The 13,765-nt window shown below is 49.1% G+C and carries 16 protein-coding genes; 12 read left to right on the forward strand and 4 right to left on the reverse strand.

Annotated elements, in window-relative coordinates:
- The first annotated feature begins 7 nt into the window (after nucleotides 1-7).
- The 4 genes from lspA (at nucleotide 8) to FXF61_RS02310 (ending at nucleotide 3,219) form a co-directional block, all read left to right on the forward strand.
- A complete protein-coding gene (gene lspA, locus FXF61_RS02295; RefSeq protein ID WP_151183751.1) occupies nucleotides 8-529 on the forward strand; it encodes a signal peptidase II in 522 nt (173 codons plus the stop codon).
- A complete protein-coding gene (gene fkpB, locus FXF61_RS02300; protein WP_151183752.1) occupies nucleotides 522-965 on the forward strand; it encodes an FKBP-type peptidyl-prolyl cis-trans isomerase in 444 nt (147 codons plus the stop codon). The genes lspA and fkpB overlap by 8 nt, the downstream gene beginning before the upstream one ends.
- A gap of 18 nt (nucleotides 966-983) precedes the next feature.
- Entirely contained in the window at nucleotides 984-1,931 is a 948-nt protein-coding gene (gene ispH, locus FXF61_RS02305) for a 4-hydroxy-3-methylbut-2-enyl diphosphate reductase (protein ID WP_151183753.1), read from the forward strand.
- Nucleotides 1,932-2,097: 166 nt separating this feature from the next.
- Entirely contained in the window at nucleotides 2,098-3,219 is a 1,122-nt protein-coding gene (locus FXF61_RS02310) for a beta-ketoacyl-ACP synthase III (protein WP_151183754.1), read from the forward strand.
- A 61-nt stretch (nucleotides 3,220-3,280) separates the two neighbouring features.
- Here FXF61_RS02310 and FXF61_RS15255 read toward each other — a convergent pair whose 3' ends face one another.
- Complete coding sequence (locus tag FXF61_RS15255) at nucleotides 3,281-3,469, reverse strand: DUF2798 domain-containing protein (RefSeq protein ID WP_151185977.1); 189 nt, start codon at nucleotides 3,467-3,469, stop codon at nucleotides 3,281-3,283.
- A 132-nt stretch (nucleotides 3,470-3,601) separates the two neighbouring features.
- Between FXF61_RS15255 and FXF61_RS02320 the strand changes: the two genes are divergently transcribed.
- From FXF61_RS02320 to accC, 4 genes are all read left to right on the forward strand, one after another.
- On the forward strand, nucleotides 3,602-3,913 hold the full coding sequence (locus tag FXF61_RS02320) for an NGG1p interacting factor NIF3 (RefSeq protein ID WP_151183755.1): 312 nt from the start codon (nucleotides 3,602-3,604) through the stop codon (nucleotides 3,911-3,913).
- Nucleotides 3,914-4,099: 186 nt separating this feature from the next.
- Nucleotides 4,100-4,537 (forward strand): type II 3-dehydroquinate dehydratase, encoded by a 438-nt coding sequence (gene aroQ / locus FXF61_RS02325; RefSeq protein ID WP_151183756.1) that lies wholly within the window; start codon nucleotides 4,100-4,102, stop codon nucleotides 4,535-4,537.
- A gap of 28 nt (nucleotides 4,538-4,565) precedes the next feature.
- Nucleotides 4,566-5,021 carry an acetyl-CoA carboxylase biotin carboxyl carrier protein gene (accB, locus tag FXF61_RS02330; RefSeq protein WP_151183757.1) on the forward strand — a complete coding sequence of 152 codons (456 nt, stop codon included), beginning with the start codon at nucleotides 4,566-4,568 and terminating at the stop codon, nucleotides 5,019-5,021.
- Between the two features lie 17 nt (nucleotides 5,022-5,038).
- Nucleotides 5,039-6,379, forward strand: coding sequence for an acetyl-CoA carboxylase biotin carboxylase subunit (gene accC, locus FXF61_RS02335; RefSeq protein WP_151183758.1), 1,341 nt, complete (start codon nucleotides 5,039-5,041; stop codon nucleotides 6,377-6,379).
- A 161-nt stretch (nucleotides 6,380-6,540) separates the two neighbouring features.
- Here the strand turns inward: accC and mutL are convergent, their stop codons facing one another.
- From mutL to tsaE, 3 genes are read right to left on the reverse strand one after another with little or no spacing between them, the layout of a single operon-like run.
- On the reverse strand, nucleotides 6,541-8,418 hold the full coding sequence (gene mutL / locus FXF61_RS02340; protein WP_151183759.1) for a DNA mismatch repair endonuclease MutL: 1,878 nt from the start codon (nucleotides 8,416-8,418) through the stop codon (nucleotides 6,541-6,543).
- Nucleotides 8,418-9,779 (reverse strand): N-acetylmuramoyl-L-alanine amidase, encoded by a 1,362-nt coding sequence (locus tag FXF61_RS02345; RefSeq protein ID WP_371921497.1) that lies wholly within the window; start codon nucleotides 9,777-9,779, stop codon nucleotides 8,418-8,420. The genes mutL and FXF61_RS02345 overlap by 1 nt, the downstream gene beginning before the upstream one ends.
- Nucleotides 9,780-9,836: 57 nt before the next feature.
- Nucleotides 9,837-10,304: a tRNA (adenosine(37)-N6)-threonylcarbamoyltransferase complex ATPase subunit type 1 TsaE gene (gene tsaE, locus FXF61_RS02350; protein WP_151183761.1), complete on the reverse strand. Its 468-nt coding sequence runs from the start codon at nucleotides 10,302-10,304 to the stop codon at nucleotides 9,837-9,839.
- Nucleotides 10,305-10,637: 333 nt separating this feature from the next.
- On the opposite strand from tsaE, the gene queG reads away from it, so the two are divergent.
- From queG to FXF61_RS14840, 4 genes are all read left to right on the forward strand, one after another.
- Nucleotides 10,638-11,696 carry a tRNA epoxyqueuosine(34) reductase QueG gene (gene queG, locus FXF61_RS02355; RefSeq protein WP_151183762.1) on the forward strand — a complete coding sequence of 353 codons (1,059 nt, stop codon included), beginning with the start codon at nucleotides 10,638-10,640 and terminating at the stop codon, nucleotides 11,694-11,696.
- A 148-nt stretch (nucleotides 11,697-11,844) separates the two neighbouring features.
- Nucleotides 11,845-12,315, forward strand: coding sequence for an MFS transporter (locus FXF61_RS02360; protein ID WP_151183763.1), 471 nt, complete (start codon nucleotides 11,845-11,847; stop codon nucleotides 12,313-12,315).
- A gap of 11 nt (nucleotides 12,316-12,326) precedes the next feature.
- Complete coding sequence (locus FXF61_RS02365) at nucleotides 12,327-13,103, forward strand: class II glutamine amidotransferase (RefSeq protein WP_151183764.1); 777 nt, start codon at nucleotides 12,327-12,329, stop codon at nucleotides 13,101-13,103.
- Between the two features lie 479 nt (nucleotides 13,104-13,582).
- Nucleotides 13,583-13,732, forward strand: a complete 150-nt coding sequence (locus tag FXF61_RS14840) for a hypothetical protein (protein WP_178087240.1) — start codon at nucleotides 13,583-13,585, stop codon at nucleotides 13,730-13,732.
- The last annotated feature ends 33 nt before the right edge of the window (nucleotides 13,733-13,765 follow it).

Raw genomic sequence — 13,765 nt, forward strand, 5'->3', positions numbered from 1 at the left:
CAGACTAATGGCTGCGCGCTTTGGAAAATTGACCTGGCTGTGGTTGAGCGTGTTGGTGATCGCTGCTGATCAGATCAGCAAGCACTGGTTTGTCGCCAACTTTAATCTGTATGAGCAAATGCAGGTGATCCCTGACATGTTCAGCTGGACGCTGGCCTACAACCGCGGCGCAGCCTTTAGCTTTTTAGCCAATGAAGCAGGCTGGCAGCGTTGGTTTTTTGCCGTTATTGCGCTCGCAGTCAGCGTGGTGCTGGTGGTCTGGCTCAAACGCCTCAAAGCCAATGAAACCTGGCTCGCTATTGCTTTAGCCTTGGTGCTGGGCGGTGCGATTGGTAACCTCTATGACCGTGTGGTGTTGGGTTATGTGGTTGATTTTATTTTAGTGCACTGGAAAACCCAGTGGTACTTTCCAGCCTTTAACATTGCCGACAGTGCAATAACAGTCGGCGCGGTAATGTTGGCGTTAGACATGTTTCGTGGCAATAAACCAGAAAACAGCAGTGCAACTGGAGCGCAGAATAATGAGTGAGCAGCGGATTGGGCAAAACAGCACGGTGACCCTGCATTTTGCTTTGAAGTTTGATAATGGTGACGTGGTTGATAGTAACTTCGAAAAAGACCCAGCCACCTTTAAAGTGGGGGATGGCAGCTTGTTGCCGGGCTTTGAGCGCGTCTTGTTTGGGCTTAAAGACGGCGATAAACGCAGTTTTGAAATCCTACCCGAACAAGGTTTTGGCACGCCAAACGAGCAGAATGTGCAGGTGATGCCGCGCAGTCAGTTCGACAGTATGGAGCTCGATCATGGTGTTCTGGTTATTTTTAAAGATGCCGCCGGTGGTGAAATGCCCGGTGTGGTTAAGGCCTTTGATGATAAAAATGTAACAGTGGACTTTAATCATCCTTTGGCTGGCAAAGTCATCACTTTTGATGTTGAAATTGTTAAGGTGCTAAACAGCGCTTTGTAAAAGAATGAGGCGGTATTGATGCGCATTAAACTAGCAAATCCGCGCGGCTTTTGTGCCGGTGTTGATCGTGCGATTGAAATTGTGAACCGTGCGTTAGAGGTTTTTCAGCCGCCCATTTATGTGCGCCATGAAGTGGTGCATAACAAGTTTGTGGTGGAAGACTTACGCGCACGTGGTGCTGTGTTTGTCGAAGAGTTACACCAAGTGCCGGACGATAATATCGTTATCTTTAGTGCGCACGGTGTCTCTAAGGCGGTGCGTGACGAAGCTGAGCGACGCGGCTTGAAAGTCTTTGATGCAACCTGTCCTTTAGTGACTAAAGTGCACTTGGAAGTGGTGCGTTATAGCAATGATGGTCGCGAATGTGTTCTGATCGGCCACGCCGGCCATCCTGAAGTGGAAGGCACCATGGGGCAATATGATGAACGCCATGGTGGACATATCTATCTCGTGGAAAATGAAGCTGATGTGGAGACTTTGCAAGTTAAAGAGCCAGACAGTTTGGCTTTTGTTACGCAAACCACCTTATCGATGGATGATACCAGTCGTGTGATTGATGCTTTAAAAACACGTTTCCCTGCCATCAGTGGCCCGCGTAAAGATGATATTTGCTATGCCACGCAGAACCGCCAAGATGCAGTTAAACAATTAGCTGGTGCGTGCGATGTTGTGCTTGTTGTCGGCAGTCCCAATAGTTCCAACTCCAACCGCTTGCGTGAGCTGTCTGATCGCATGGGTACACCAGCATATTTGGTCGATGGTGCTGAAGATTTGCAGGCCGACTGGTTTGCAGCTGACTCTGTGATTGGCGTGACGGCTGGCGCCTCTGCTCCGGAAGTGCTGGTACAGGGCGTGATTGAACGCTTGCAAAGCTGGGGCGCACAAGTGGTTGAAGAGCTAGAAGGGCGGCCGGAAAATGTTACGTTTTCAATGCCTAAAGAGTTACGTGTTGTCACTATTGATTAGTCAACGCCAGCATATTTTAGTCTAGGCCACGCTCGTTAAGTCGCTAGAGGTATTCAAGCGCAGATAGGCTGGCCTATACTGTATTTTAACTGAATAAGTGTTGCCTGCAGGTGTTGGGCAGCGTCAACACAGCCGCATGTTGCGCGGCTTATGTAGAGGATTTACCGTGAAGAAAGTTGTAATCAGTGGTACAGGCCTATATACACCTGCCCAAAGCATTTCCAATGATGAGTTGGTTGAGGCATTTAATGCGTGGTCACAGCAGTATAATACTGAGCACGCGGCAGAGATTGCCAGTGGTGCAATCGAAGCCAAGCCTGAGTCGAGTTCAGCCTTTATTGAAAAAGCTTCGGGCATTAAAAGTCGCTTTGTGATTGATAAAGCCGGTATTTTAGATCCGCAACGCATGGTCCCGAGCATTGCTGAGCGCTCTGATGATGAGTGGGGCATACTCTGTGAAATGGCGATGGTTGCCGCGCAAGAAGCATTACAGCGCGCTGGCCGCACTGCTGCTGACATTGATGGTGTAATTGTCGCGTGTTCAAACTTGCAGCGTGCCTATCCTGCTGTTGCCATTGAAGTTCAAGCTGCTTTAGGCATTGAAGGTTTTGCTTATGATATGAACGTTGCCTGCTCTTCAGCGACCTTCGGCATTCAAGCAGCGAGCAATGCTATTCAAGCAGGTCAAGCCCGCGCTATTTTGATGGTAAACCCTGAAATTTGCACGGGGCATCTCAATTTTACTGAGCGTGACAGCCATTTTATTTTTGGTGATGCCTGCACTGCCGTTATTTTAGAAGATGCAGAGCATGCAGTGTCCAAGCACCAGTTTGAAGTGGTTAGCACTAAGCTCTTTACCCAGTTCTCGAATAGTATTCGTAATAACTTTGGTTTCTTGAACCGCTGCGCCGAAGACGGCATTGGTGCTGATGATAAGTTGTTTGTACAAGAAGGCCGTAAGGTGTTTCGCGAGGTGTGCCCAAAAGTTGCCAGCTTAATTGCGGAGCATTTAGACAGTAACGGCATCGATGTGCAAGATGTTCAGCGCTTCTGGTTGCATCAAGCCAACCTGAATATGAACCTGTTGATTACTCGCAAGCTGTTGGGTCGCGACGCGACAGCAGCTGAAGCGCCGGTTATTTTAGACACCTATGCCAACACCAGCTCTGCGGGTTCTGTGATTGCGCTGCATTTGCATCAGGATGACCTGCCTGCTGGCGCAATTGGTGTATTGAGCTCGTTCGGTGCAGGCTATTCAATCGGTAGTGTTATTTTGCGTAAGTGCTAAGTTGTAGCCCAGCGCATGCGCTACTGAGTGTGCGTATGCGCTGGCGTTACAAGCATTAATTTTATGTTGTTGTTTTGATATTTTTGGCTACAAGCTTTTGTAAATAGGGTGCGCCCAGCCATGTCAAAGTGAAAGCAATCGGAAACGCGATATAAAAAGAGCGCAGCCAACGCAGTAAAAAGCCATGATCCATTCCAGTGTTCACCCATGTGATCACAAAAGTCATCGCTGTCACCATATACACTGACATCAGAATAGAGAAAACCAGTGGTGCAAAACGTGGCGCTATCAAAAAACTATCCTCCGCTACAAAATTAAGTCAATTATAGACCGTTTTAAGCAAATGCTCAGTAACAGCGACTCAAGACGATGAGGCTATACGATGTACACATTGTTTTTTTATGTACCCGAGAGCCATCTCGAAACAGTTAAAGGCGCTGTATTCGCTGCAGGCGCAGGTGCTATTGGTGATTATCAAAACTGCTGCTGGCAGGTACTGGGGCAAGGGCAGTTTCAGCCAATGACAGGTAGCCAGCCGTTTATTGGGCAGCAAGGCCAGCTTGAGAGGGTTGCAGAGTGGCGTGTTGAGCTGGTGGTTGCAGCAGCCTATATCAAGCCCGTCGTTGCTGCATTGAAGGCAGCGCACCCTTATGAAGAGCCGGCCTATGGCGTTTATTTACTTGCAGATTTTTAATTTACGCCAGATAAAATTAAGCTGCTGGGTAGAAACAATAGGTGTATAAAGCTCGATTTAGCTCGCTAAGTGGTAGTGGCTTCTTATACTTAAAGCCAGTAAGATCTGCTTTTTTGCATGCAATTGCTGACAATGCCTGTAAAAATAGGCATATTCATCCTTAGAATTTTAAGGTCAGGGTTTTGGATGGCTTCTTTTTTAATTTTGCATGGCCCTAATTTAAATTTGTTAGGCATGCGCGAGCCCGATATCTATGGGGCAACAACGCTTGAGCAGATTAACCAGAGTTTGCTTGAGCAGGCGCAGAGCGCAGGTCATCAACTCTATTATTTACAAAGCAATGCGGAACATGTGCTGATTGAGCGTATTCATGCGGCTCGAGAAGAAAATATCGACTGCATTATTATCAATCCAGCAGCTTTTACTCATACCAGTGTCGCATTGCGTGACGCGCTGCTTGCTGTGAGCATCCCATTCTTCGAAGTGCACCTTTCTAACGTGCATAAACGAGAACAATTTCGTCATCACTCCTACTTCTCTGATGTGGCTGTGGGTGTGATTTGTGGTCTAGGCGCCAGCGGTTACCGTTTCGCTTTAGACGCAGCACTTGAACATATTCAATAATAACCTCTTAATTTTGGAGTCACGGTCTATGGATATTCGTAAAGTTAAAAAACTCATTGAGCTGCTAGAAGAATCAGGCATCGATGAATTAGAAATCCACGAAGGCGAAGAATCCGTTCGTATTAGCCGCCACAGCAAGCAAGTGGCTCAACAGCCTGTGTATGCCGCTGCGCCACAACCACAAGTTGCAGCACCTGCGCCCGTTGCTGCAGCTGTTGAAGCTGAAGCACCTTCTTGCCCTAAATACACCGGAACAGTTGCGCGCTCTCCGATGGTGGGCACCTTCTATCGTGCAGGGTCTCCAGACGCTGAGGATTTTGTTGTCGTGGGTCAGACAGTGAAAAAAGGCGATGTACTGTGCATCGTTGAAGCAATGAAGATGATGAACCACATTGAAGCAGAAGTCGGTGGAGTGATTGATTCTATCCTGGTCGACAATGGCCAGCCGGTTGAGTACGACCAGCCTCTATTCACCATTGTCTAACGACTTAGGAGTTTACAATGTTGGAGAAAGTCCTGATCGCAAACCGCGGTGAAATTGCTTTACGCATTTTGCGCGCATGCAAAGAGTTAGGTATTAAAACAGTGGCGGTACATTCAACTGCTGACTGTGAGTTGATGCACTTATCTTTAGCAGATGAATCCGTATGCATAGGCCCAGCGCCAGGTGCGCTGTCCTATTTGCATATTCCCGCTATCATTGCTGCAGCTGAAGTGACTGGTGCTACGGCAATTCACCCAGGCTATGGTTTTTTGGCAGAAAACGCAGACTTTGCTGAGCAGGTCGAAAACTCAGGCTTTGCCTTTGTTGGACCCAGCGCTGAAGTGATTCGTTTAATGGGCGATAAAGTGTCCGCCAAAGAAGCGATGAAAGCTGCTGGCGTACCGACTGTCCCAGGTTCTGATGGCGCCTTGCCGGAAGATCCAGAGCAAGCCTTAGCCATTGCTCGCGAAGTAGGCTACCCCGTCATCATCAAAGCGTCTGGCGGCGGTGGTGGGCGCGGTATGCGCGTGGTGCATAGAGAAGAAGATTTGATTCGCGCGGCCGAACTGACCCGTAATGAAGGTGCGCAAATCTTTGGTAACCCGATGGTGTATTTGGAAAAATACTTGATGAACCCGCGTCACGTTGAGGTTCAAGTATTGGCTGATGGACAAGGTAATGCCGTTCACTTAGGTGATCGTGATTGTTCGTTGCAGCGTCGTCACCAGAAAGTGATTGAAGAAGCACCAGCCCCTTATATCGATGAAGAAGCACGCCAGCGTGTCTATGCTCGCTGTATCAAAGCCTGTAATGATATTGGTTATCGCGGTGCCGGTACGTTTGAGTTTCTCTATGAAGATGGTCGTTTTTACTTTATTGAGATGAATACTCGTGTTCAGGTTGAGCATCCCATTACCGAGATGATTACCGGAATTGATATTGTTAAGGAAATGCTCAGCATTGCCGCGGGTAATAAGCTGTCAATCAAGCAAGAAGATATCAAGTTTACCGGCCATTCGATCGAGTGTCGGATTAACGCGGAAGATCCGGATAACTTTATGCCAAGTCCAGGTCTGGTTAAGCATTTTCATGCGCCAGGTGGTAATGGCGTGCGAGTTGATACGCACTTGTACAGCGGTTACACAGTGCCACCTAACTATGACTCACTGATTGGTAAAGTGATTACTTGGGGTGCAACACGTGAAGAGTCGATGGCACGGATGCGTAATGCTTTAGATGAAATTATTATCGATGGCATTAAAAGTAACGTGGCATTGCATGTTGATTTACTCAATGACAAAGAATTCCGTAAAGGTGGTGTGAATATTCACTACCTTGAAACGAAACTGGGTATGTAGTAATCAAATTGTCTTAACAAAAAAGCCGATCTTTTGATCGGCTTTTTTGTGTCTGTTAAATCTGAGATTACTTATCGAAATAATTAATTATTAAAGCTGGAACTCAATGTCAAATTAATCAGTATATGGGGGTGCTGTCGCTGCGCTAGGCCGGAATTATCTTAGCGGCCGCGTAGGAATAGCTTATCAAGCTCATCCATGCCCAGCTGCGTCCAAGTAGGCCGACCGTGGTTGCACTGTCCGCTACGTTCAGTGACTTCCATATCCCGTAGTAGGGCATTCATCTCAATCAGCGTTAAACGACGATTGGCGCGTACTGCACCGTGGCAGGACATGGTTGCCAGCAGCTCATTGGTGTGTGCTTGAATCCGATCACTGCTGCCATAGTCCATTAGGTCGGTTAAGACATCACGCACCAGCTCTGCTGCGTCAGCTTGCTTGAGGAGAGCGGGAATCTGGCGAATGGCTATGCTTTCTGGGCCTAAGCCCTGCAGTTCAAAGCCAAACTGAGTAAACCACTGTGCATATTGTTCTGCACAATCTACTTCGCGCGCACTGAGGCTGAGGGTTTCCGGGACTAAAAGCGGTTGGCCACGTAAACCTTCATTGGCCATGGCCAGTTTAAGGCGTTCGTACATTACTCGCTCATGTGCGGCGTGCATATCAACCAGTACCAAACCCTGTTGGTTCTCGGCCAAAATATAAATGCCTTTAAGCTGGGCAATAGCAAAGCCTAAAGGCGGGATTTCTTCCTGTGCTGATTCTGCTAAGTTGTCTAAGGGTTTGGCAAAGGCTTGATACGCCGCTTGATAGTTGGCGGGTGTTTGCGTGGGCTGGCGCGGTGCTTGCCCGAAACTGCTTTTATTAAAACTGGCTGGCTGTGTGTGGGGCTGCAAGACAGGCTGCGGCGGGGCTGTATTGCTCAGCGCAATATGACCTTGCGGGCCAAACTCACCGGCGTCTAAGCCTGTCACCACGGGTTGTGGCTGCAGGTGTAAGGCGTTAGCAGGTTCGAGTTTATCGTCGGGGCGCACATCAGCTATGGCGCGGTGCAGTGAGCTGTATAAAAAATCATGCACGCTGCGGTTTTCGCGAAAGCGTACTTCGTGTTTGGTCGGGTGTACGTTGACATCAACGGTGGCCGGATCAAGCTCAAGAAACAGCACAAAAGCAGGATGACGACCGCCGTACATGACATCACGGTAGGCTTGACGTACAGCGTGGGCAACCAATCTGTCGCTGACTACACGGCCGTTGACATAAAAGTGCTGCATGTCTGCCTTGCTTCGAGAGAAAGTAGGCAAGCCGACCCAGCCCCAAAGGTGCAAGCCATTGCGTTCAACATTGATTGGCATGGCTTGTTCGAGAAACGCATCACCGCATACGGCGCCTATGCGCCGTGCTCGCGATATATCATCTAGCGCAGGATGCAATGCAAGAATCGTCTTGCCGTTATGACGTAGATGGAAACCCACATCAAAGCGTGCCAGCGCCATGCGTTTGATCACGTCTTGCAGGTGATCAAATTCAGTTTTTTCAGTACGTAAAAATTTGCGTCGTGCCGGTGTGTTAAAAAATAAATCACAGACCTCAACAGTGGTGCCAACCGGATGCGCAGCAGGTTGTACCCGCGGTTGCATATCACGGCCTTCAGCTTCCACTTGCCAAGCTTGCTCAGCATCGACGGTGCGTGAGGTCAGGGTTAAGCGTGATACTGAGCTAATAGATGCGAGTGCTTCGCCGCGAAAACCTAAACTGGCCACACCTTCGAGGTCTTCTAATATGGTGATTTTGCTGGTGGCATGTCGTGCCAGGGCTAGCGGCAACTGGTCAGCGGCAATGCCATGGCCGTCGTCCCGGATTTGTAGGCGTTTAACGCCGCCTTGCTCAACGTCAATGTCGATACGTGTAGCACCGGCATCAAGGCAGTTTTCTAAAAGTTCTTTGGCGACCGATGAGGGTCGTTCAACCACTTCACCCGCTGCGATTTGGTTTGCTAAGCGGGGGCTCAGTAGATGAATGGCGCGTACGTCAGTCATTATTGTCCTGCTAAAGTTGTGGCCGGCACTGTAAGTATTTGCCCAATTTTCAGTACATCACTTTTAAGTTTGTTGGCGCTGCGCAGTTGCGCGGGGCTGATCTGGTAACGCTGTGCCAACAACGATACGCTTTCGCCTGAACGCACCACATGTTCACGTGGGCCAAGGGCGAGCTTGCCTGAATCACGCAGCCAAGCGACATAGCTACCCGGTGGTGGGTTTTGCTGGAAAAACTGGCGAACTCCCGAGTGGATTGAGCGGGCTATGGCTTGCTGATGCGAGCGATTAGACAGTTTTTTTGCCTCGCCTGGGTTACTGATAAAGCCAGTTTCAATAAGAATTGAAGGCATGTCAGGTGATTTAAGCACCATAAAGCCAGCCTGTTCGACGCGTTTTTTAAACAGCGGGGTAATGCGACTCATATTGCTGAGAACTTTTTGGCCAACATCGAGGCTCGATGACAGTGAGGCGGTCATCGATAGGTCGAGTAATACACCGGCGAGCATGGCGTCTTTATCATCGAGTTTGACGTTGCCGGCACCGCCAATTAAGTCGGAGCGGTTTTCACTGTCAGCCAGCCAGCGAGCGGTTTCTGAAGTGGCGCCACTATCCGATAGTGCATACACTGATGCACCAAAGGCTGAGGTCCTCAGTGCAGCGTCGGCATGGATGGAAACAAACAAGTCAGCGCCTTTCTTGCGCGCAATATCGGTACGGCGACGCAATGGAATAAAATAATCACCGGTGCGTACTAATTCTGCACGGAAGCCTTTTTCTGAGTTGATTTGTCGCTGTAACTCTTTGGCGATGTTCAAGACAATATCTTTTTCACGCACACCGCCTGGGCCAATGGCGCCAGGGTCTTCACCACCATGTCCAGCATCAATTGCGATGACAATGTCACGTTTGATGGATGAGGGTAGGCTGGACAGTTTGGGTTGTCGAGTATTGATAATAGCTGTGGTTACAGGCTGCTCAGCTGGATTATTGGTGATGCGACTTGTTTCATTATCGAATAAATCAACCACAAGACGGTGGCCGTACTGCTGATTTGGGGTCAGAGTGAAGCTCTTTGGCGTGACTTGTTCTGCTATCTCTAAGACGATACGTAATTCATCTGCTTCACGGTTGCCGGTGCGAACTTGGGTGATCGGTGATTTTCCGCCGACTAAGCCTTGAATTTCTGCCGACAGTTTGGTGCGTTTGATATCAATAACGATGCGGTCGGGTGCGCTTAAGGTGAAAACGCTATGCTCGACTGGCCCCGTGAGGTCAAAAACCAAGCGTGTGTTATCAGGTGCACGCCATAGGCGCACACTGTTAATTTGTGTCATTGCAAAGGCTTGTAGAGGTAAAACAATGCAGACAACTAAAGCAACTATTAACGATTGTAGGCGCACGGATAACCTCGCGATGTCTTAAGTTAGAGTGGCCAGAGCAACGCACCAGCTTTCGCCGCGTGTGCTATAGGGCAATAATCGCACAGTTCGTCCATCATTATGAGTTTTTATAATGATTTCAAGGTCAGGCTGCGGTAAATAACCTTTCCCTTGTTGCGGCCATTCAATTAAACACAGGTCATCATCAGCCAAATAATCGCGAATACCTAAATACTCCAGCTCTTCTGGGTCAGCTAAGCGGTACAAGTCAAAGTGCCAGACGCGCAGGCCATTTATTTCATAGGGCTCAACTAAAGTGAAGGTCGGACTTTTGACTGGGCCGCTGTGACCTAAGCCGCGAATAATACCACGCGATAAGGTGGTTTTTCCTGCACCCAAGTCACCTTCTAAAAAAACAATGCCGTGCCCTGCTGTCTGTTGTGCAAGCGCATGGCCCAAAGCTGTCATGGCTGCTTCATCTTCTATATAGAGCTCTAGGCCTGACATGGGCTGTGTTCCTCAAATAATAAGCGGATGTTGTTGTATATAATAGAGGGCGGGTTGTCACACCATGCCCGAATTCAGTAAAGGCCTACAGCCATATTACAGCACAGTGCAGTGCCGTTTGTGTGCTGAGCAAGCCAACGGCAATCTGTCTAATACGCCAACAGTAAAGAGTACCCAATCGAGCTGGTTTTATCAGTATCTGCTGTGCGTGCTGAGAGGCACGTAAGGTTGGCGGCATGTATACTGCGCACAGGTTTATGGTCAATCACCATGGCTGCATTTATGCTGGAATATTAAGTAATAGTATAACAATTTTTAAAGGGATAGCGTTGAATGTCATCTGAGTCGCTTGATCTGTTTGCATTAGCCGCATCTATTCGGAGTTGGGCAGCTGAGCTGGGTTTTCAGCAGTTGGGCATTTCTGATCTTGATTTAAGCGAAGACGCACGCCGTTTAGATGCGTATTTAGCTGCTGGCTACCACGGTGAAATGGCGTATATGGCCAGTCATGGCACGATGCGCTCGCGCCCTGATGAGTTGGTGCCCGGCACGCAGCGCGTGATTTCAGTGCGTATGGATTATTTGCCTGAAGATACGCAGATGGCGCATGTGCTGGCGCAGCCAGAGCAAGCCTATATATCCCGTTATGCCTTGGGTCGTGATTACCACAAGCTGATTCGTAAACGCTTGCAGCAGTTGGCCGATAAAATCACCCAAGCCATTGGTCCCTTTGGTCATCGTGCATTTGTTGACAGTGCGCCGGTTTTAGAAAAACCATTGGCGCGCAAAGCAGGCCTAGGCTGGGTGGGTAAAAACACGCTGATATTAAATCGCAAAGCTGGCAGTTGGTTTTTTTTGGGCGAGCTGTTGGTTGACCTGCCTTTACCAATTGATGCGCCTAATGATCGTGATCACTGTGGTAAGTGTACGGCGTGTTTAGAGGTGTGCCCAACGCAAGCCTTTGTTGGTGAACGTGTCTTGGATGCGCGGCGCTGTATTTCCTACCTGACCATTGAATTAAAAGATGCGATTCCAGTGGAGTTGCGACCTTTGATTGGTAATCGGGTTTTTGGTTGTGATGATTGCCAGCTGGTCTGTCCGTGGAATCGCTTTGCTAAAGCCACTCAGGAGGGTGACTTTCAGCCGCGCCATGGTCTAGATAACAGCAGCTTAGCTGAGTTGTTTATGTGGACTGAAGAGCAGTTTTTAACGCGCACGCAAGGCTCGCCGATCAGGCGTACTGGTTATGAGCGTTGGTTGCGTAACTTGGCGGTGGGATTAGGTAATGCGCCAAGTACGATTCCTGTGCTGGAGGCTCTCAAGGCGCGCCTTGAATACCCGTCAGAGCTGGTGCGTGAGCATGTACGCTGGGCGCTGCAGCAACATCAATAAACGGCTGTTCAGAGCAAGTAGCTGTTTTTTTAAGTAACGGGTGTGAATCTCAGGGTTGATTTTGTACAGAATGATTCACTCTCAAGCGAAACCTTGCAAAAATCGCTATGATACGCACTCCTATTGACCCTCTAGTGTTTTAAATATCATGACAGAAAGTGATTATCAGTTGGCTTGGAGCATCTATGCCGTTTCTGCTTTAGGTTGCTTGTTAGTATGGTTTTATTTTACCAGCTGGATGTGGCGCTATTTACGTGAACCGTTACGGGTGATTGCTGCAGTTTTATTGTTTACGCCAACCGTGGTTGATCCTGCGCGAGATTTTTATGCGCCGGCGATTGCGATAACGGCGATGGATCTGTTGTTTAAGGTCAGTAATGATGCTTGGCGCTCTATCGCTGACTTGGTGATGTATGGCGCAATGCTATTTGCGGTGTATTTAGTCTTTGTCTTGGTGCGCTGGTTGGTCGCGCGTAATAAGCGCAGTGCTCTGCAGGCTACTCAGCGTCAGGCTGCAAAAGCATCAAAATCAGAAGAGCCAGAGTCTGGGTTAACCCTGCAACAAATGCTTGATGCAGAGAAGGACAGTCAGGAGTCTGGTCTTGTCGCACGCCGCTAGAGGACGTTTATATGTGTGAGTTGCTGGGAATGAGCGCTAATGTACCAACCGATGTGGTGTTTAGTTTCACCGGGTTGATGCAACGTGGCGGGCGTACCGGCCCACATCGTGATGGTTGGGGTATTGGTTTTTACGAAGGGCGTGGTTTGCGTTTATTCCAAGATCCTCAAGCCAGCATCGATTCAGAGATTGCCCGCCTGGTGCAGCGCTACCCGATTAAAAGTGAAACGGTGATTGGTCATATCCGTCAGGCGAATGTCGGTGCGGTCAGCTTAGCCAATACCCATCCCTTTATGCGTGAAATGTGGGGGCGCAATTGGTGTTTTGCCCACAATGGACAGTTGGCGGATTTTACCCCGAAAAAAGGGATGTACCAGCCCATCGGTGATACTGACAGTGAGGCGGCTTTTTGTGATCTGTTAAACCGCTTGCGCGAAGTTTGCACTGAGCAGTGTCGTATTGAGCAGTTTCTGCCTGTGATTGTTGCGGCTTGCCAAGAGTACCGCAGCAGGGGTGTATTCAATTGCTTGTTGAGTAATGGTGATTGGCTGTTTAGTTTTTGTAGTACCAAGTTGGCGCATATTACTCGGCGCGCGCCTTTTGGTCCTGCAACGCTGAAGGATGCTGATGTGAGTGTGGATTTTCATGCGGAAACCACGCCCAATGATGTGGTGACAGTGTTGGCGACTGAGCCGCTGACTGACAATGAGCGCTGGAATGTCTATGCACCCGGTGAATGGCGTCTCTGGCGTGGTGGCGAGATGATTGCGCAAGGGCATAGTGATTAGATTTGCAGCGCGGACAGTTTGATTTCAATAGCTAGCGGGATGCTGGGGATTGTCTGAATAGGGCAATAATCAAAAGCACAAGCAGATTGTGCGTATGACCCAGCGCACTGGTATCGTTCTTCCCTCAACGGGTCTTCCTGACCCGATTCGGGCGCTGCGCCATCCTTGGCGCGCTTGCCACGAAACCAGCGCACTGTGTCTCGATCATTGATGTGGTTTTCTAGACAGCAGCAGGTAGTCATAAATCAGGGTCCGACACTTCATTTTCTATATAAGCTCTTAAGCTCTCAAGCAAAAGCGATGAGCAATACGTGCGTATGACCCAGCGCGCTGGTGTCGTTCTTCCCTCAACGGGTCTTCCTGACCCGATTCGGGCGCTGCGCCATCCTTGGCGCGCTTGCCACGAAACCAGCGCACTGTGTCTCGATCATTGATATGGTTTTCTAGGCAGCAGCAGATAGTGAGCAGAGTGTTTTTTTATGTCTGGTGAATATGATCTTGCCGTTGCCGTTGCCGTTGCCGTTGCTGTTGCTGTTGCTCTAATGATTCAAGCTGCACTAGTGAAGATTTTACAGATGGTCAATCAGTGCTTCGGGGTGGGTGTGATGAGCGAGCCATGGATGGCGTAGCGCCGGAGTTGAACCCAGGATGGGTTCATCGAC

Source organism: Pseudomonas sp. C27(2019) (assembly GCF_008807395.1).
Classification (GTDB): Bacteria; Pseudomonadota; Gammaproteobacteria; order Pseudomonadales; family Pseudomonadaceae; genus Denitrificimonas.